We start from the raw sequence: 19534 nt of genomic DNA, 5'->3' as shown, positions 1-19534 counted from the left end.
TGCACGGCGGGCGTCTCACCCGTCCGACCGTCCGGAAATCGGACGGTCGGACGGGGAATGCGTCCGATTTCCGGACGGTCGGACGGCCTGCTAGGCGCCGCCGGGGCGGCAGTGGCGGATGTGCTCGAGCGCGTCGGGCGATTCCAGCGAGGTGGTGTCGCCGGGCGGCTGGCCCAGATAGGCGCTGCGCACCAGCCGGCGCAGGATCTTGCCGTTGCGGGTCTTGGGCAGGCTGCGGGTGAGGTGTACCCGCGCGGGGCGCAAGGGCTTGCCCAGCTGGGTGCCCACGTGGTCGGCGAGCTCGTGTTCCCACTCGGGCCAGGGCCGGCCGGCGAGCCGGCGGGCGTCGGCCACCGTGACGAAGCACACCGCGGTCTCGCCCTTGACCGGATCGGGCACGCCCACGGCGACGGCCTCGGTGACCAGCGGATGGCCCACCAGCGCCGATTCGTACTCCGCCGGGCCGACGCGCTTGCCGGCGATCTTGAGGGTGTCGTCGCTGCGGCCGTGGATGTACCAGTGGCCGTCCGCGTCCACCTGCGCCCAGTCGCCATGTACCCACACGCCGGGCAGGCGCGACCAGTAGCTGTCGATGTAGCGGGCGTCGTCCTGCCAGAAGCCGGCGGCCATGCCGGGCCACGGGGCGTGGATCACCAGTTCGCCCACGTCGCCGCTGGCGGGCTGGCCGTCGGCAGTGGTGACGTCCGCCGCAATGCCGGGGATCGGGCCGGCGAAGGCGCAGGGCTTCTGGGGCAGGCCGGGGAAGCAGGCGAGGATGCCGCCGCCGATCTCGGTGCCGCCGGAGTAGTTGATGATCGGGCGGCGGCCCTGGCCGACGGTGTCGTAAAGCCAGCGCCACGGGCCTTCGTTCCAGGGCTCGCCGGTGGAGCCGAAGACGCGCAGGCTGTCGGGGAGCTGCCTCGGCAGCGCGGCGGGGCCGGCGGCCATCAGCAGGCGGACGAGGGTGGGCGACAGGCCCAGGTGGGTGACGCCGTGGCGGCGTACCAGATCCCACAGGCGATCCGGGCCGGGGTAGTCCGGCGTGCCCTCGAAGAGTACCAGCGTGGCGCCGCGCAAGAGCCCGCCGAAGACCAGCCACGGCCCCATCATCCAGCCCATGTCGGTGACCCACATGAGGGTGTCGCGGGGCTTGAGGTCGAAGGCCATCAGTTGATCTTGTGCCGACTTGATGGGAAAGCCGGTGTGGGTGTGCAGCACGCCCTTGGGCTTGCCGGTGGTGCCGGAGGTGTAGATGAGCATCAGCGGCGTGTCGGCGGGGTGGATTGCCGGGCCCTGGGTGACGGGCACGTGGGCGATGAGCTGCTGGTAATCCACGGTGTGCCAGTGGCTGCCATCCGGTGGGGTGGCGGCGGGGGATTCGCCCCGGGCGACAACCAGCAGGTTGCGCACCGTCGGGCAGCGGGCGACGGCGGCGCGGGCGTCGTCGAGCATAGGTACAGATTTGCCGCGACGTTGAAATGAATCGGCACAGATGAGCAGGCTGGCGCCCGCGTCCTGCAACCGGCTGGCCACCGAATCCGGTCCGTAGCCCGAGAACAGTGGCACGACGATGGCGCCGAGGCGGGTGGTGGCGAGCATCGCGACGACCGCCTCGGGGCACATCGGGAGATAGAGCGCGACCCGATCGCCGGCCTGGATGCCGAGCCCGGCGAGGCCGGCGGCGAGGCGGCGGGCTTCGCGATCGAGCTGGGCGTAGGTATGCGCCCGGGTGCGGCCGTCGTCGGCCTCCCAGCGCAGGGCGGGGCGATCCGGGTCTTCCCGGGCGACGCGGCCGACGAGGTTGTCGTAGAGGTCGATGCGGGCGCCGACGAACCAGCGCGGCCACATGGGGCCGTCGGCGAGGTCGAGGATCTCGGTCCACGGCCTGGCCCACTGGATGCCGAGGGCGGTGACGACCTCGTGCCAGAAGCGTCGGGGGTCGGCGGTGGCCACCTGACGCAATTCGTCGAGGCTCGCGTAGCGGTTGGTGCAGAGGAACTGGGCCAGGGCGGTGTCGGCGAAACGGACACCGGTGGCGGTAAGAGGGGCGTTCACTGGGGGCTCCGTCGGAAAAAAGACGGGGTGCGGCGCGTGCCGTACCCCGTTAAAGGAGTGAGAACTCGTCAGGCGGTGCCCGAGGGGAGGCACCGCCAGCGGGATCAGGCGCGCTCGGGCACCGGGAGGCCCAGCCAGTCCTTGTAGAACGCTTCGATGTCGGGCTCGAAGTCGTGGATCACCGGGTACCACGGGGTCGGGGCCTCCACGTCGTGCATGGTTCCGCAGGTGGGGCAGTAGTACTCGCGGTAGACCTGCCACTGGGTGTCGGGCGCCATCAGCTTCGGGTAGACCTCGGTCATCGCCTCCTCGGTGTCGCGCACGTAGATGGCGGCACTCAGCTTCCAGTTTTCGCGGTAGTCGCCGAAGACGTGGCCGCAGTCGCACTGGGTGACCCATTCCTTGGTCTTGGCCGACTGCACGATGTAGAGGTGCGGGCCCAGGGGCAGGACGATGCGGTCCGGGAAATTCACCTTGGCCTGCAGGGCGCTGAGGTACTGCTCGAAGCGGCCCTGATCCTTGGGCATGGACAGCATGCGGAGGGTGGTTTCCCAGTCGAGCGTGCCCTCGACGAGGTGGGCGACCTGTTCGTTGGTGTAGGTAGTCATTTGTCTGGCTCCTTGGATTCGGTGATTACTCTTCGACCTGGACGACGGTGGTGACGTCCGGCAGCAGCGACAGGTCCATGCGGTGCTTGGCGCCGTAGGAGGGCACGCCCAGCTCTTCTTCCAGCAGCTGCCAGTCGGCCGGCAGGTTCCAGAACGCCTTGAACTGGTTGGTGAACTTCTCGGACAGCGCGAAGCTGGTGGCGAACATGTGCTGTACCTGGGTGGCGGCATGCTTGTTGATGATCCGCTCGCGTTCCTCCTTCATCCATTCGCGGGTCGGCAGGGCGCGGGCGAGGCGTTCGCGACGGATCTCGGCGCGGCGGGCCTGGGTGGCGGCCGCATCGACGGTGAACACGGCCTTGGCGTCCTGGCTGAACACCGCGCCATACACCTTGCGGGCGTACTCGGGCAGCAGGAACTGCTGGTTGAGGTCGGCCTCGATGGCCTTCGGCTCGCGGTCGAGGGGATCGCCAAAGCCGGGGCCGCCGCGCAGGTAGTTGAGGTAGAGGTCGTGGTTGGCGTAGCAGTCTTCGGTGGTGATGCACTGCTTGTCGCGCTTCACGGTGGCGGTGGCGTCCAGGTGGCGCTCGTAGTCCGGGTTGGACGGGTCGAGGTCGCCGCCGAGCGGCAGGGTGTCGCCGATGGCGATGCGGTTCTCCAGGCCGGTCTTGTGCGCTTCGAAGCGGTAGCCGGTGGCCGACGGGTAGCCGCCCATCAGGCCCCAGTCGCTGTTCATGAAGCCGTTGCCCATGAAGAACATCGTCCAGTCCTGGGCGTTCCAGACCATGCGCAGGGTCTCAAAGCCACAGCCGCCGCGGTACTTGCCGTAGCCGCCGGAGTTGGCCTTGACGTTGCGGCCGAGGTAGAGCAGCGGCTCGGCCATCTCCCAGATCTCGATGTCGCCCATGTCGCCTTCGGGGTTCCAGATGGCGGCGGCGTGGTTGAGGCCGTCCTTCACGGCGCAGGCGCCGGTGCCGCAGCTCGAGGCCTCGAAGCTGTTAACCGCGTGGATCTCGCCGTCCTGGTTGATGCCGCCGCCTTGCAGCCAGTTGGAGGTGTTGGCGTTGCCGGCGTTGACCTCCTCCAGATAGCCGCGGCTGAAGTAGGACTGGGACAGGCCGCGCCACAGGGCCGCCCAGCCCGAGACGAGGAAGTGCCAGGCGTAGGCGTGGCCGGTGCGGCGGTCGTCCGGGTTGCACCAGGTGCCCTTGGGCAGGCGGAACTCGGTGGCGAAGTAGGCGCCGTCGTTGATGCGCTGGGTCGGCACGAGGGTCTGGCACATCATCACCCAGATGCCCGAGGTGAAGGCCACCTGGTGGGCGTTGAAGGTGTGCCAGCCCCAGCGGCTTGCGCCTTCAAAATCGAGCCGCCACTTGCCGTCGGGCTTGATGGTCATCTCGCAGGGCGAGTGCATGATCGAATCGAGCTTGGCGAAGGCGTTGGAGACCTGCACGTCCTCGTGCTTGTAGGGCACATCCACGAAGGACACCTTGCGGTACTTGCCCGGCAGGGTCATGGCCTTGATGCGGCTCATCAGGCCGCGGCGGCCTTCCTCGATGACCTCGTAGGCGAACTTCTCGTAGGCCTCGATGCCGTCGGCGCGGATCACTTCCTCAACGAGGTCGCGGATCATGTGGCAGCCGGCGATACGGGTCTTTTCGTCGAGGATCCAGTACTTGGGCGTGCGCACCGAGCGCTGGGATTCGTGCAGCCAGTCGCGCAGGGGCTCGTCGTTGATGCCGGTCTTGCGGCAGGTGATCATGTAGCCGTCGCCGAAGCGCTGGGTCTGGCCGGTGGACATGGAGCCCGGCGTCACCGAGCCGGTGTCGATCACGTGGGTCACGCCGCCCACCCAGCCGATCAGCCGGCCTTCCCAGAAGATCGGCACGATGGTGGCGATGTCGCACGGATGGACGTTGCCGATCGAGCAGTCGTTGTTGGTGAACATGTCACCGGGGTTGATGCCGGGGTTGGCTTCCCAGTTGTTCTCGATCATGTACTTGATCGCCGCGCCCATCGTGCCCACGTGGATGATGATGCCGGTGGAGGTGAGCACGCAGTCGCCGACCGCGTTGTAGAGCGTGAAGCACAGCTCGCCTTCCTGCTCGACGATGGGGCTGGCGGCGATCTTCTTGGCCGTCTCGCGGGCATGCACGAGGCCGCCGCGCAGCTTGGAGAAGAGCTTCTCGTAGCCGATCGGGTCGCTGTCGCGGAAGGCGAGCTTCTCGAGCCCGTTGTAGTGGCCGCTGGCCTGGGTGCGCTCGATGATGCCGTCGCGGAATTGCTTCAGCGTCTGGCCGTTTTTCAGCAGGTCGGCAAAGCCGAGTTCCTTGTTGTTCATCATGTTCATGGTGATGTCTCCTTGTGCGGGGTCGGCTTAGCGGACTTCTTTCAGGTGGAACAGGCGGTGCTTGTCCACCGTGGTCTCGAAGCCGTCCGGGACGACGAAGGTGGTGGCGTCGGATTCGATGATCGCGGGGCCGACGATGTGGTTGCCGGCCTTCAGGCCTTCCATCTTCCAGAGGGCGGCATCGACCCACTGCTTGTGGCGGTAGAAGGGGCGGGTGCCCAGGTAGGCTTCCTTCGGCGGGGTGGGGCCGGCGTCCGGGTCTTCCGGCAGCACCGGCTTCTGGGTGACGACCATGCCGCGCAGGATCGCGCCGGTGATCGAGAAGCCAAGCTCGGGCGAGCGGGCGGAGCTGGCATAGACCCGGCCGTAGGTGGTCTCGAAGGCATCAACGATCTGGTTCCAGTCGGCGGCGCTGGCGGCGGTGCCCACCGGCGAGACGATCTCCAGGTCGTTGAGCTGGCCCATGTACTGCATCTTGTAGCCGGGGATCAGGATCACGTCCTCGGGCTTGTAGCCGTTGAGCACGAACTCGTCGATCACCTTCACCGCCAGCTCCGACCACGCATCCTGCAGGGTCGCGCAGGCGGCGGCCTTGGCTTCGTCCGGCGCGTGCTGGGCGACGCCCAGGTCCACCGACTTGTCGTAGCGGTACTCGAAATCGGCGCAGGCGCAGCCGAAGGCCGAGAAGCCCGCCGCCCAGGCCGGCACCACCACGTCCTTGAAGCCGACGCCTTCGGTGTAGCCGTAGGTGTGCACCGGGCCGGCGCCGCCGTAGGAAAAACAGGTGAACTCGGCGGGGTTGTAGCCCTTGGCGCTGATGTTGGCGCGCAGGTATTCGGAGAGGGTCAGGTCGAGCAGCTCGATCACGCCGGCGGCGGCATCTTCCACCGACAGACGCAGCGGGTCGGCGATCTGGGCCTTGATGTGCTGGCGGGCGCGCTCCACGTCGAGCTTGATGGCGCCGCCCAGGAAGTTGTCCGGGTTGAGGTAGCCCAGCACCACGTGGCAGTCGGACACCGTGACGGTATCCAGCCCGCTCTCCGGCCAGCAGGTGCCCACGCGGTAGCCGGCCGAGTCGGGGCCGAGTTTGATCGACTTGCTGTACGGGTCGAGGCGCACGAAGCTGCCGGCGCCAGCGCCCACCGAATCCATCGCCACCAGCGGCAGCGACAGCACCAGGCGCGCCATGTCCGGGTCGGACTTGATCGCGAAGTTGCCCTTGGTGATGAGCGCCACGTCGAAGCTGGTGCCGCCGATGTCGGAGCAGGCGATGTTCTCGTCGCCCAGGGCCTCGCCCAGCAGCTTGGAGCCGATCACGCCGCCGATCGGGCCGGAGACGATGGTGCGGGCGAGCTCCTTGGCCTTCCAGCTGATGGTGCCGCCGTGGGTGGCCATCACCCGCAGGTCGAACTTGGCGCCGTGCTTCTTGAAGCGGTCGCTGACCTTCTTCAGGGTCTCGCGGGACGGCTCGGCGCCGTAGGCCTCGAGGATGGTGGTGTTCATCCGGTGGCTTTCCTTGCGCGAGGGGTAGTAATCCACCGACGCGAAGATCGGGATATCCACCCTGAGCTGGTCGAGCTCCTCGCGGACCACGTCGCGGGCGCGCTGCTCGCTGGCCTCGTTCTTGTGGGACTGCAGCAGGCAGATCACGATGGCCTGGGAGCCGGCCTCCACCAGCTCGCGGGTGGCCGTGCGCACCTCGTCCTCGCGCAGCGGGATGACGACCTTGCCCTGCACGTCGGTGCGCTCGGTGACGCCGCGGGTGCGCGACACCGGCACCAGCGGCTCGTCGTAGCGGTGGGTGTTGAGGTGGATGCGGTCCTCCAGCGCGTAGCCCAGGTAGCTCTGCAGCGCCCGGCCCATGGAGTGGATCTGCTCGAAGCCCTTGTTGCAGATCAGGCCGACCTTGAGGCCCTTGCGCATCAGGATGCGGTTGAGCATCGCAGTGCCGGAATACACGCAGGTCGCAAGCTCGGGATATACGTCGTCCACCGTGCGGTTCCAGTGGGCGAGGGCGTCCTCGGACGAATTGAAGATGGCCAGCGATTCGTCGGCCGGGTTGCTCTGGGCCTTGCCGACGACGAAACGACCGTCGGCACGCACGAAGAAGGTATCGGTCATCGTGCCGCCGGCGTCGATGCCCATCACCTGTACTTGCGATTGTTGGACTTCCATTCTTGTCTCCATGTCTCCTTGGTTTGGATCGGCACCGCTTTCGCGGCGCCCCGGGGAACGCGGGATTCCCTGTCTGACATATCGCAACGGCCGTGCCAGTGCCGCTTGTGTCAAGGCAAGAGTCTGAATGGAAAGGAGTTTGTGCGTTCGGGTGGTGATTGTTGCGGAGCAGCGAGGGTGTGGCCCACAGGCCGGAAACCGGACGGTCGTGCGGGAGTCGGACGTCCGATCCGGCGGCGGGCGTCACGCTTGGTGCGGGGCCGGGCTAGGCGCGCGCGGGGCGGCAGCGGCTACAATACGGCCCGTCTTCATTCCCGGGCCGCGGGTCGGATCGACTTCGGACGGCCTTATCAATGGATTTATTGCTGATCGTTCTGCTGATTCTTCTCAATGGCGTGTTCGCCATGTCTGAAATGGCCGTCGTCTCGTCTCGCAAGGCGCGGCTGCAGAACCTGTCCGACGATGGCAGCCTCGGGGCCGAGGCTGCGCTCAAGCTCCACCAGGAGCCCTCAAGTTTTCTTTCGACGATCCAGGTCGGCATCACCCTGGTCGGCATTCTGAGCGGTGCCATCGGTGAAGCCGCGCTGGCCGATCCGCTCTCCGAATGGCTGGGCAGCATTCCCCTGCTCGAGCCCTACGCCCGGGGCATCGCGCTGACCATCACCGTCGTCACGCTGACCTATTTCTCGGTGGTCGTCGGCGAGCTGGTGCCCAAGCGTCTGGCGCTGCTGGCGCCGGAGGGCATCGCCTCGCTGATGTCGCGGCCGATGATGATCCTCGCCCGCATCACCCATCCGCTGGTGGTGGTGCTGTCGGGTTCGTGCTCGCTGATCCTGCGCCTGCTGGGTGCGCGGCGCCGCGAGGAGCCGCCGGTGACCGACGACGAGATCAAGGTGCTGATGGAGCAGGGCGCCGAGGCCGGCGTGTTCCACGAGAGCGAGCAGGAGATCGTCTCCAACGTGCTGCGCCTCGACGAGCAGCGCATCTCGGCGATCATGACCCCCCGCCGCGACATGGTGGTGGTCGATCTTGACGAGGACGAGGCCAGCTGCTGGCAGACCATCGTCGACTCGCCTTTCTCGCGGCTGGTGGTGTGCCGCGACGGGCTCGAGCACGTGGTCGGCGTGCTCCAGAAGAGCGATCTGCTTAAAGCCGCGCTACCCGGCGGTGGGGTGATGGTGTCGGATCTGGAAGCCGTGCTGCGCCCGCCGCTCTATGTGCCCGAATCGGTGACCACCCAGCAGCTGCTGGAAAGTTTCCGCCGGGCGCGCCTGCAGTTTGCGCTGATCGTCGACGAATACGGCGACGTGCAGGGCCTGGTGACGCTGACCGACGTGCTGGCGGCGATCGTCGGCGAGCTGTCGGTGCCCGAGGCGCCGGAGGACCGGGACATGCTTCAGCGGGAGGACGGCTCGTGGCTGGTGGATGGCGACGTGGGCATCGAGCGGCTCAAGTCGGTGCTCGACATCGGCGACGACCTGCCGGGCGAGGAGGAGCGCTCCTTCAACACCATCGGCGGTTTCATCATGCACGTGCTGGGCCGCATCCCCATGGCGACCGATCACTTCGTCGCGGCAGGCTGGCGCTTCGAGGTGATGGACATGGACCGCAACCGGGTGGACAAGGTGCTCCTCGCCCGCGTGGCGGAATGATCTAGCGGCTGCACCAGTCGCGGCGGTTGCCGCGGCCCCAGGGCATGGCGATGCGCTCGGGGCTGCTGAAGGTGCTGCGCACCTTGCCGCTGGTGCCGTCGAACAGCACGTCGAAGCGGGCGGGCTCGCGGAACACGTCGCAATAGCGCCATTCCCACACCAGCTCGTCGCGGGCCTTGTAATACACCGTCCAGCCCGGATACGACGGCCCCAGGGTGCGCAGTACCTCGTCCTGGCTCATGCCGGCCTGGATGCGGGCGAAGTGGGTTTCTTCCAGCACGTTCTCGATGCTCACCAGCCGCCCGTTCGGGCTCACCACTGCCATCCAGGTCTGAAACCCCGCCGGCCCGAAGGGGTAGGCGAGGCGCTCGCTGCCGTCGGCCTCGGCCCAGCGCATGGCCGGGGCGCCCAGCGTGGCATCGAGATCGTCCCGCGTGCTTACGCCCGGCTGCAGGCCGGGGCCCAGCAGGTTGGCGCAGCCCGACAGGGCCAGCGCGGCGAGCACGCCGGCAAGGCGTGGAAGGTGGGCGGCAAGACTGTTCATCATGGGGTTCCGGGCGGGTGGTGGCGGCCTGCAAAGCTTATTCGTATCGGCCTGATTTGCATCGCTGAAAAGCTTGGTTCCGTTGCGCGGGTCGCGGCTTGAGACTGGCCCCGTTGTGGCTTTGAGCCACGGGATGACGAGAGGTTTCAGGATGCAGGCCCTGATCGTGGGCGCCAATCGTGTCGATACGATCCGCGCAGAAATCTACCGGGTGGCCGACCGCCTGGGAATCCGGGATGTGGACCACTGGCCCGGCCGCAAGGTGGGCGAAGGCAAGCGGGTGCTGCCGCGGCGCACCCGGCTGGTGGTGTTCGTGTGCGATCGATCCAACCACATGCTGATGCGTCACGTGCGGCGTCAGGCCGAGGATCTGGGCGTGCCGATGGTGTTCTGCCGGCATTCGGCCACCGAGCTGCGGGAGCGGCTTGAGGGGCTGAACTGAGCGCTGATCGGACACATCCCCGTTTCTATTTTCATTTTTGGAATATAAAAAGCCGTTTTTATTCGTTGGGCGCCGGATAGACGGTTTTTATACTTGGGCCAATAACCCATCCCAAGGAGAGCCGAGATGTCCATCCACCGCTTTTCGATCCGCCCCGTTCTGGGCCTGCTGGCTGGCCTTGCCATCGTTTCCGCTGGCCCGGCCCAGGCCGACACCACGCTGCTCAACGTCTCCTACGATGTATCGCGGGAGCTCTACAAGGAAATCAACCCGGCCTTCGTCGCCCACTGGCAGAAGACGGCCGGCGAAAAGCTCACCATCAACCAGTCCCACGGCGGATCGAGCAAGCAGATCCAGTCGGTGATCAACGGCCTCGAAGCCGACGTGGTGACCATGAACCAGGCCGCCGACGTGGACGTGCTGGCCCGGAGCGGTCTCGCCTCGGCCGACTGGCGCAAGGCCTTCCCCAACGCCGCCGCGCCCTACACCTCGGCGACGATCTTCCTGGTGCGCAAGGGCAACCCCAAGGGCATCAAGGACTGGAACGACCTCGCCCGTGCCGGCGTGAGCGTGGTGATCCCCAACCCCAAGACGTCCGGCAACGGCCGCTACACCTATCTCGCTGCCTGGGGCTACGCCCTCGGCAAGGGCGGCAACGACGCTGCGGCGAAGGATTTTGTCGCCAAGCTGTTCGCCAACGTGCCGGTGTTCGACGGCGGCGGCCGCGGTGCCACCACCACCTTCACCCAGCGGGGCATCGGCGATGTGCTCGTCACCTTCGAGAACGAGGCCGTGCTGATCGACAGCGAAGTGGGTGGCGACCAGTTCGACGTGGTGTATCCGTCGGTGTCCATCGACGCCTCGGCGCCGGTGGCGATCGTCAATAAAGTGGTGGACAAGAAGGGCACCCGCAAGCAGGCGACGGCCTATCTCAACTACCTGTTCTCCCCGGAAGGGCAGGAGATCATCGCCAAGCACCACTTCCGCCCGCGCGACCCGGCGGTGGCCAAGAAGTACGCCGCCCGCTTCCCGACCATCAAGACCTTCACCGTCGAGGAGAAGTTTGGCAGCTGGGAAGCCGTGCAGAAGACCCACTTTGCCGATGGCGGCATCTATGACCAGATCGCGGTGAAACGATGACAACCACCGCCACCCGTCGCGTGCTCCCGGGCTTCGGCCTGAGCCTGGGATACACGCTGGCCTACCTCTCGCTGATCGTCCTGATCCCGCTCACCGCGGTGTTCTTCAAGGCGGGTTCGCTCGGCTTCGAGCACTTCTGGGATGCGGCGACGTCGCCGCGGGTGCTGGCTTCGTACAAACTGTCCTTCGGTGCCGCGCTGATCGCCGCGGCGATCAACGCGGTGTTCGGGCTGCTGCTGGCCTGGGCGCTGGTGCGCTACTCCTTCCCCGGCAAGCGGCTGGTGGACGCGCTGGTGGATCTGCCCTTCGCGCTGCCCACGGCGGTGGCGGGCATCGCGCTCACCGCGCTGTACGCCAAGAACGGCTGGGTTGGCGAGCTGCTCGACCCGCTGGGCATCCAGGTGGCGTTCACGCCCCTGGGCATTCTGGTGGCGCTGATCTTCATCGGCCTGCCTTTCGTGGTGCGCACGGTGCAGCCCATCCTCGAGGATCTCGACACCGAGTACGAGGAAGCCGCGGTGAGCCTGGGCGCCAACCGCTGGCAGGCCTTCGTGCATGTGGTGCTGCCCACGCTGTTCCCGGCGCTCCTCACCGGCTTTGCGCTGGCCTTTGCCCGCGCGGTGGGTGAATACGGCTCGGTGATCTTCATCGCCGGCAACATCCCGATGGTGTCCGAGATCACCCCGCTGATGATCATCACCAAGCTGGAGCAATACGACTACGCCGGCGCCACCTCGGTGGCGGTGGTGATGTTGATCTTCTCGTTCATCCTGCTGCTCATCATCAACGGCCTGCAGGCGTGGACGGCCAAACGTACCGGGAGGGCCCGCTGATGGCTGGCGCCGCTGCTGCATTGCACGGGACGGCGGATCACGCCGCCCGCTTCGAATCCAAGGCCGCCACCCGCGAGCCGACCCTCGTCAAGTGGGCCATCATCGGGGTGTCGCTGACCTTCTTCGCGGTCTTCCTGCTGCTGCCGCTCATCGCTGTCTTCTTTGAAGCGCTGCGCAAGGGTTGGGACACCTACTGGAGTGCGCTGATCGACCCGGACGCGCTCTCGGCGATCAAGCTGACCCTCATCGCCGCGGTGATCTCGGTGCCCCTCAACCTCGTCTTCGGCGTGGCCGCGGCGTGGTCGATCACCAAGTTCGACTTCCGGGGCAAGCACTTCCTCATCACCCTGATCGACCTGCCGTTCTCGGTGTCGCCGGTGGTGTCGGGCCTGATCTACGTGCTGGTGTTTGGCGCCCAGGGCTGGTTTGGCCCGTGGCTGTCGGATCACGACGTGAAGGTGATCTTCGCGGTGCCGGGCATCGTGCTGGCCACCGTCTTCGTGACCTTCCCCTTCGTGGCCCGCGAGCTCATCCCGCTGATGGAAGCCCAGGGCAAGGAAGAGGAAGAGGCTGCCGTGGTGCTGGGCGCCCGGGGCTGGCAGACCTTCTGGCACGTGACCCTGCCCAACGTGAAGTGGGGCCTGCTGTACGGGGTGATCCTGTGCAACGCCCGGGCGATGGGTGAGTTTGGCGCGGTGAGCGTGGTGTCGGGCCATATCCGTGGCCAGACCAACACCATGCCGCTCCACGTGGAGATTCTCTACAACGAATACCAGTTTGCGGCCGCGTTTGCGGTGGCATCCCTGCTGGCCCTCCTGGCTCTGGTGACCCTGGTCATCAAGGTGTGGGTCGAGCGTCAGGCCGGCAAGGCGGCTTCATCCGAGGACGAATGAAATGAGCATCGAAGTCAAGAACATCCGCAAAGAGTTTGGCAGCTTTACCGCCCTGAAGGACGTGTCCCTCGATTTCCCCACCGGTGAACTCGTGGCCCTGCTGGGCCCCTCCGGCTGCGGCAAGACGACCCTGCTGCGCATCATCGCCGGGCTGGAAACCGCCGACGCGGGCCAGGTGCTGCTCGATGGCGCCGACGCCTCCGACACCCACGTGCGCGAGCGCCAGGTGGGTTTTGTGTTCCAGCACTACGCCCTGTTCCGCCACATGACCGTGTTCGACAACGTGGCCTTCGGGATGCGCATGAAGCCCCGCGCCGTGCGCCCGTCCAAGGCCGAGATCAAGGCCAAGGTCACCGAGCTCCTCAAGCTCGTGCAGCTCGACTGGGTGGCCGACCGCTTCCCGGCCCAGCTCTCCGGCGGCCAGCGGCAGCGCATCGCGCTGGCCCGGGCGCTGGCGGTGGAGCCGCGGGTGCTGCTCCTCGACGAGCCCTTTGGCGCGCTGGATGCCAAGGTACGCAAGGAGCTGCGCCGCTGGCTGCGCCGGCTGCACGACGAGCTGCACATCACCTCGATCTTCGTCACCCACGACCAGGAAGAAGCCCTGGAAGTGGCCGACCGCGTGGTGCTGATGGACCACGGCAAGGTGGAGCAGGTGGGCACGCCCGAGCAGGTGTATCGCCACCCGGCCTCGCCCTTTGTGTATAGCTTCCTGGGGTCGGTCAATCTCTTCCACGGCCGGGTGGAAGGCGATGCGGTGCATGTGGCCGATAATCGCCTCTCGGCGGAGAAGGTCGATCTGACCCACGGCAGCGAAGTGGTGGCCTTTGCCCGGCCCCACGAGCTCTCCATCGTCGTCGATCCGAAAGCCACCGACGGTGTGTCGGCGCGGGTCAACCGCATCCTCGCCTTCGGCGTCACCGCGCGGGTCGAACTCGACGGGCTCAACGGCTCCACCGGGCAGGTCTTTGAAGTGGAAATCACCCGCGACGAAGTAGCCCGGCTGGGCGTGGAAGAAGGGCAGGTGGTGCGACTCGTGCCGTCGCGCCTGAGTGTCTTCGGCCGCGATCCGGCAAGCCCGATCGCCGTGCCGGCGCCGAATTGGGAAATCTGAGCGATGAACTTCCAGCAACTGCGCATCATCCACGAGACGGTGCGCCGCAACTTCAACCTGACCGAGGTGGCCAACGCGCTGTTCACCTCCCAGTCGGGCGTCTCCAAGCACATCAAGGATCTGGAGGACGAGCTCGGGCTCGAACTCTTCGTGCGCAAGGGCAAGCGCCTGCTCGGGCTCACCGAGCCGGGGCAGGAGCTGATTCATGTGGTTGACCGCATGCTGATGGACGCGCGCAACATCAAGACCATCGCCGCCCAGTTCAGCGCCCGCGACCACGGCCAGCTCACCGTGGCCACCACCCACACCCAGGCCCGCTACGTGCTGCCCCAGGTGGTCACCCAGTTCAAGCAGGCCTTCCCCAAGGTGCATCTGGTGCTGCATCAGGCCAGCCCTAGCGAGATCGCCGCGATGCTGCTCGATGGCCGCGCCGACATCGGCATCGCCACCGAAGCCCTCGCCGCGGTGCCGGATTTCGTGTCCTTCAGCTATTACGGCTGGCACCACTCGGTGATCGTGCCCGCGGGGCATCCCCTCGAATCCGTCGAGCCGCTCACGCTGGAGGCGGTGGCCGAGCATCCGGTCATCACCTACCACGAAGGCTTCACCGGCCGCGCCCGGATCGACGAGACCTTCGCCGCCGCCGGGCTGTCGCCGGACATCGTGATGTCGGCGCTGGATGCCGACGTGATCAAGGCCTACGTGGAGCTGGGGCTCGGCATCGGCATCGTCGCCTCGATGGCCTACGACCCCACCCGCGACCAGAACCTGCGCATGCTGCCCAGCAGCCACCTGTTCGGCGAGAACGTGACCCGCATCGCGGTGCGCAAGGGCCACTTCCTGCGCGGCTTTGCCTACTGCTTCATCGAACTCTGTTCGCCGACGCTCACCGAAGCCGTCGTCCGCGCGGCCCTGCGGCCCGAGGCGGAGAGCGAGGCCGTGGTGTACTGAGGCATTCGTCCGCCCCGGGCACCTGCACCACCCAGGCGCCACAACAAAAACGGCCACCACGATGAAATCGGGTGGCCGTTTTTGTCTGTGGGGGCCGGCCTTACCCCACGCTGCCCCGCGCCGGGCGCCAATCCCCGATTCCTGCTCAAGATCGGCACTCCACAACGCAAACCGTTGATTCTGCTGATTGCCGATTGGCAAAGCGCACCCTGAAATGGCCCGGGTGATGACAGCGACGCAGCCCGCACAGAAACCATTCATCGCGGCGAAGAAACCAAGCTCGATGCAACAGAAACCAATCGTGCGTGAACAGAAACCAATCCAGAGAAATTGCTTACCAATCTAGTGAAAACAGTTTCTGTTCACGCCAGATTGGTAACCAACGGCCGGTGAACAGAAACCAAACCCGCCAGCGAAAAGACCTCGCACACAAGAGAGGTTTCCAGTTCAGGCGGCTTGCCAAGTCGCAGGCGCCCGTTTGCATCCAGGCAGGCGAAGGTGGCATCTGTTCGGGCGCCCCATCTTTCCCCGCGCGGAACGCCGGTTCTGCCTTCCCATGCGGATCGTTTTGCAGTGGTCCGTAAGTCGGCCAATCGGCCCGACTTGAACGGCATGCCCGGTGATTTGCCGTGATGCCACGCCTGACAGAGTTGCGCAGTACGCCTGAAGGGCACCAAAGACGGCGTGGTCTATGACTTATGGCATATTTATATAAATGCCATCATGCTGTAGCATTTCCTTGTGGCGCCACACCACCTGTCAAACTGTAAGGAAATCCATCATGCAGAAGAAGAAACTCAAAGGTCCGTCCGCCACCGTCATTCGCGCCGACGAGGACGCCTATTTTGCCCTCAAGAACATAGCCGGATACAAGCCGAGCAATCCAGAGTTCAGTGTGGAGGCGGCCACCGCTGCTTATGAGGCACGCCAACGCCAGCGCGAGGTTGTTGCGCTGGCCATCAACGCCCTGAGCGCAGCCCGCGACAGCCTCGCCATCCTCGACAACGACCTCCACGACGTCATGAACGGCGCCAAAAACCAGATCCGTGCCATCTACGGTGAAGACTCCGACGAACTCGCCTCCATGGGGCTGAAGAAGAAATCGGAAAAGCGCTACGGCATCCGGAAGACGAAGAAGAAGGAAGAGGTGATCACGGGATAAGCCAGGCAAGGAGGTCGGGTTAGCGCAGCGTAACCCGACATTCCCTATCTACAACTAATACGCAATCAACCCCGAGATGCGATTTTTGCTTCTATTCAAGTCTTTTCCGACGTTTTTGAGCAAGAGCGGGGCTGATCAGGCAACGTCGGGCTACGCTGCGGTAATCCGAACTACATGGGCCAAACCGCACAAGGAGCCGGGCATTGAGCTTTGTTGTGGCCGGGAATGTTAGCTATACTTTCTCGGTTTAAAAATTGGATTTTAATATCCATAAAATGATAAAAATCTAGCAAAATGGGGTAAATAAGTGATTTCGGAATCTATCTTGCAGCAGGTCATTCCTGCACTAAAAGCTGGTCGTTATTCATTGCTCATTGGCTCCGGATTTTCGGCAACAAGTCAAAATGCAAGTCACGTGACCTTACCAATCGGTAACCAGCTTGCCAAAGAGATTGCACAGCAATTTGATCTTCCCGATAGATACCCGCTTGCACAATTGGCTGATAGTGTTTCCAAAGACGAGCTGCAAAGCTTCCTAATCAACAGATTTTCTGGCTGTAGTGCATCTCCGCAGGCCCGCCTAATCTCATCGTTCGTCTGGCGGTCTATCTATACCCTTAACATCGATGACGTCTTGCACGACTGCTATTCGTCTGAGAAAAGCTTTCAAAAACCAACATTTCTAACCTTCAGAGATCTCTATCAACGTCCAGAAGATCCAGAAGAGGTCATCGTTGCTCATTTGCATGGTTCTGTAAAGGCTACGCAGCATGGGTTTGTATTCTCCCTGCCTGAGTACGGTGACGCCAGTGCTGCCGGTTATACATGGTTTAACGTCTTAGCAGATGAGCTCACAGAACAGCCGTTTATCATCATCGGCTGCTCACTCGCAGAACCTGATGTAGAAGCACACCTTGCGAGGCGGAAAGGTATTCCATCCGAAGCACAGCAGACGGCTCCATCGCTATTTATAACAAAGCGGATGGATAAAGTTTTGGAACAAACCTGCAAAAAATTTGGTTTGATCCCTGTTGAAGCGGAATCAGACGCTTTCCTTTCTTACATTGACGCTGCGTCGAGTCCGCGCAGCCGACCTCTGGATCTTCTTGGTGTACGTGCAAACATCCGCTCCTTTCTCGAAGATGCGGGTGTTGAGCAGCGGGCGATCAGGGTGTTTTTTCGACAGTGGATGTCTGTTGATGAGACCGAACTTCCTCAGGCACTTGACCCGGTGCCTTTGTTGTCCGGTGCAGAGCCGAGTTGGGATGCTATTAGTGATGGACAAGACGTTATCCGAGAATGTGTATCCCGGATTATTAAGAACGTGGAGGGTTGGAAAAATAGGGCCGGCATTTCAGTAGTTGTACTACAGTCAGCAGCGGGAGAAGGGAAAAGCACGGCCCTTTATAGGGCCGCACTAGAACTCGCAAAATTAAAGACTAGCGTATTCTTCTTTTCTGTGAAAGAGCGCCTTGTAGATGAGGAGGCAGCCAAAGTTCTTGCTCATTTACAGACGCCACCTGTACTCGTTATCGACAATATTGCCGACCACGCCCCACAAGTTGCGGCATTGCTGGCTGCTCTAGAGCGTCAAGATGTTCCCTGTTTTGTGCTGGGCGCTTCACGTCGAGCAAGATTGGCGCACTTTGAATCCATCTGCTCTCATTTCCGGCTACAAGAAACAAGCCTAAATGGATTAAGCGAGCAAGAATCGCTTGCACTTATTCAGCGGCTTAGAGCGTTTGGCCGACTTGGCAAAAACGCGGGTATGCAGAACCCAGATCTTGCAAAAAAAATTCGATCGAAGCAATTAATTGCATCAATTGTAGAGGCAAGCGAAAACGTTTCTCAGTTCGATACGCTGCTCCAAGGGGAGTTGAGCGGTTTGAGCAAAGAGGCTCAAGCCGTATATAGGCTGGTCGCACTGGCACACAGTGCAGGTCTCCCAATTAAAGTATCGATTCTCAATCGAGCGTCACAAATTAGCACGTCAAAGTTCTTTTTCATTCTTCATCATGACCTTAAAGGGATTGTTCATTACACGACTCCAGAATACGTAGAGAGTCGCCACCGTGTCGTGGCGGAACATATTGTGAAATGCTTAGATGAAGCCAGTCGCTATGAGGTATTGGTTAATTTAGTCTCGGCGATTGCACCTTATGTTAACCGTAGAACGATTATGCGAGGTACGCCCGAAGCTAGACTATCAGGGCGCCTAATGGATTTCGATGATTGTATAAGACCTTTCATCGGGAAACGAGCTGCCGAGTTCTATGAACAAATTCGGCCTGAGTGGGAGTGGAATAGTCGATTCTGGGAGCAGCGAGCCTTGCTTGCTCTATCGACAAATGTTGAGCAGGCCATCGCATGGGCTAGACATGGTGTAGGCATTGAAAAACACCCACACACGCTAACGACTCTTGCGAAAGTACTTTTCAAAGCAGCCGAGGGTGCAACTAGCTTTAACGAAGTCGAAAGAGCGGTAACTGATGCTCTTGATGCTGTTGATGAAGCAATTTCAGACTCATCAAAGCGAAAAAGGCTAGAAATACATCCTTTTGATGTCGCAGTCCGAGGGGTAGTAAATGCGCAGAGAAACTACGCATCTTTAGGGCAGCGACCGTTCCCGCAAAAATTTATTCAGCATGTTGATGCTATTATAAAAATTGCGGAGGATGAAATTAATTTTGGTCAGGCCAAAATTCTGAGGAGCCTACTGACCAAATGACTCAAAGATGAAGTGGCGGCTTTGGACCCCTAAGAAACACCTCGATCTATTATTGCTTGCTGATGGCTTTGATTAATGCCTGTTTTCAGCCAGAAGCTGGCTTATCAAGGAGCACAAGTTTAGTTGATTGCTCTAGGTTGGTCAGGGCGTGATCGCTGATCCGTAACGTCCGCATGGAATCCCACAGCAAAACGGCCACGGTTTTCACCGTGGCCGTTTTGCTTTCAGCAGAGAGCAGAACCCTAGTTAGTCGGTCCTGAAGAACTCCTCGGAGCCTTTCCTCACGCGGCCTGCGCGCGGTTGAGACCTTGCCGAATCCTCCAGTTTCCAGTGCAATCGCATTCACTTTCTGGAAGATTTGGAGCGCAGGTTTGCGATGACCACCCCGGATTTTTTCCGCGCCCGGCTGGACGCGATGATCGACCTGCGTCACCCGCTCGCGGTATTGGCAACCCGCATGCCGTGGGCCGAGATCGAATCGGCGCTGGCGCCGTGCTTTGCCCGCAAGGATCGCCAAGGGCGTCCGATCGAAGGCCTGGACCTGTTCGGCCCGACCTTGCAGGTGGCGGGCGCCGGTACGAGCCCGGCAGGTCGCCCGCGCCTGCCGATCCGCTTGATGGTCGGGCTGCTGTATTTGAAGCACGCGTTCGGCGAGAGCGATGAAACCGTCGTTCAGAGATGGGCCGAGAACCCGTACTGGCAGTTCTTTTGCGGCGGTGAGTATTTCGAGACCCGGCTGCCCTGCGACCCGAGCGGATTGACGCGCTTCCGTCGTGCGCTGGGGGATGCGGGGGTGGAAGAGCTCCTGGCCAAGACCATCGAGGCGGCGGTGTCGATGAGGGCCATCGCCCCGAAGGACCTGGAGCGGGTCATCGTCGATTCCACGGTGC

Annotated in this window: 15 protein-coding genes; 10 read left to right on the top strand and 5 right to left on the bottom strand. The window is 63.3% G+C overall.

What is annotated here, in order from left to right; all coding sequences use genetic code 11:
- Positions 1-90 precede the first annotated feature (90 nt).
- From GH681_RS00075 to GH681_RS00060, 4 genes are all read right to left on the bottom strand, one after another.
- Positions 91-2055: an AMP-binding protein gene (locus GH681_RS00075; protein WP_153159425.1), complete on the bottom strand. Its 1965-nt coding sequence runs from the start codon at positions 2053-2055 to the stop codon at positions 91-93.
- Positions 2056-2159: 104 nt separating this feature from the next.
- Positions 2160-2663, bottom strand: a complete 504-nt coding sequence (locus GH681_RS00070) for an acetone carboxylase subunit gamma (RefSeq protein WP_153159424.1) — start codon at positions 2661-2663, stop codon at positions 2160-2162.
- A gap of 25 nt (positions 2664-2688) precedes the next feature.
- Positions 2689-5013: a hydantoinase B/oxoprolinase family protein gene (locus tag GH681_RS00065; protein ID WP_153159423.1), complete on the bottom strand. Its 2325-nt coding sequence runs from the start codon at positions 5011-5013 to the stop codon at positions 2689-2691.
- 27 nt (positions 5014-5040) lie between these two features.
- Positions 5041-7188: a hydantoinase/oxoprolinase family protein gene (locus GH681_RS00060; protein WP_153159422.1), complete on the bottom strand. Its 2148-nt coding sequence runs from the start codon at positions 7186-7188 to the stop codon at positions 5041-5043.
- Positions 7189-7541: 353 nt separating this feature from the next.
- Between GH681_RS00060 and GH681_RS00055 the strand changes: the two genes are divergently transcribed.
- On the top strand, positions 7542-8840 hold the full coding sequence (locus GH681_RS00055; protein ID WP_153159421.1) for a hemolysin family protein: 1299 nt from the start codon (positions 7542-7544) through the stop codon (positions 8838-8840).
- A gap of 1 nt (position 8841) precedes the next feature.
- Here the strand turns inward: GH681_RS00055 and GH681_RS00050 are convergent, their stop codons facing one another.
- Positions 8842-9384: a hypothetical protein gene (locus tag GH681_RS00050; protein WP_194271087.1), complete on the bottom strand. Its 543-nt coding sequence runs from the start codon at positions 9382-9384 to the stop codon at positions 8842-8844.
- Positions 9385-9535: 151 nt separating this feature from the next.
- Here GH681_RS00050 and GH681_RS00045 point away from each other — a divergent pair, with 151 nt between their 5' ends.
- The 9 genes from GH681_RS00045 to GH681_RS00005 all read left to right on the top strand — a co-directional run.
- On the top strand, positions 9536-9826 hold the full coding sequence (locus GH681_RS00045; protein ID WP_153159420.1) for a DUF2325 domain-containing protein: 291 nt from the start codon (positions 9536-9538) through the stop codon (positions 9824-9826).
- Positions 9827-9952: 126 nt separating this feature from the next.
- Positions 9953-10966, top strand: a complete 1014-nt coding sequence (locus GH681_RS00040; RefSeq protein ID WP_153159419.1) for a sulfate ABC transporter substrate-binding protein — start codon at positions 9953-9955, stop codon at positions 10964-10966.
- Positions 10963-11799: a sulfate ABC transporter permease subunit CysT gene (gene cysT, locus GH681_RS00035; RefSeq protein WP_153159418.1), complete on the top strand. Its 837-nt coding sequence runs from the start codon at positions 10963-10965 to the stop codon at positions 11797-11799. Before GH681_RS00040 ends, cysT begins: the two co-directional genes overlap by 4 nt.
- Positions 11799-12692: a sulfate ABC transporter permease subunit CysW gene (gene cysW, locus GH681_RS00030; RefSeq protein ID WP_153159417.1), complete on the top strand. Its 894-nt coding sequence runs from the start codon at positions 11799-11801 to the stop codon at positions 12690-12692. The genes cysT and cysW overlap by 1 nt, the downstream gene beginning before the upstream one ends.
- 1 nt (position 12693) lies before the next feature.
- Positions 12694-13803 (top strand): sulfate/molybdate ABC transporter ATP-binding protein, encoded by a 1110-nt coding sequence (locus tag GH681_RS00025; RefSeq protein WP_153159416.1) that lies wholly within the window; start codon positions 12694-12696, stop codon positions 13801-13803.
- Between the two features lie 3 nt (positions 13804-13806).
- A complete protein-coding gene (locus tag GH681_RS00020; RefSeq protein ID WP_153159415.1) occupies positions 13807-14754 on the top strand; it encodes a CysB family HTH-type transcriptional regulator in 948 nt (315 codons plus the stop codon).
- A gap of 781 nt (positions 14755-15535) precedes the next feature.
- Complete coding sequence (locus GH681_RS00015) at positions 15536-15916, top strand: hypothetical protein (RefSeq protein WP_153159414.1); 381 nt, start codon at positions 15536-15538, stop codon at positions 15914-15916.
- Positions 15917-16241: 325 nt separating this feature from the next.
- On the top strand, positions 16242-18644 hold the full coding sequence (locus tag GH681_RS00010) for an SIR2 family protein (RefSeq protein WP_194271086.1): 2403 nt from the start codon (positions 16242-16244) through the stop codon (positions 18642-18644).
- Between the two features lie 376 nt (positions 18645-19020).
- Positions 19021-19534, top strand: a 514-nt coding sequence (locus GH681_RS00005) for a transposase (protein WP_194271085.1), incomplete at its 3' end; no start/stop codon positions are given.

The sequence above is a fragment of the Zoogloea sp. 1C4 genome, assembly GCF_009469605.1.
Classification (GTDB): domain Bacteria; phylum Pseudomonadota; class Gammaproteobacteria; order Burkholderiales; family Rhodocyclaceae; genus Zoogloea; species Zoogloea oryzae.
Note: the sequence above shows the minus strand (reverse complement) of the source record. Positions and strands in the feature narration are given on the sequence as shown.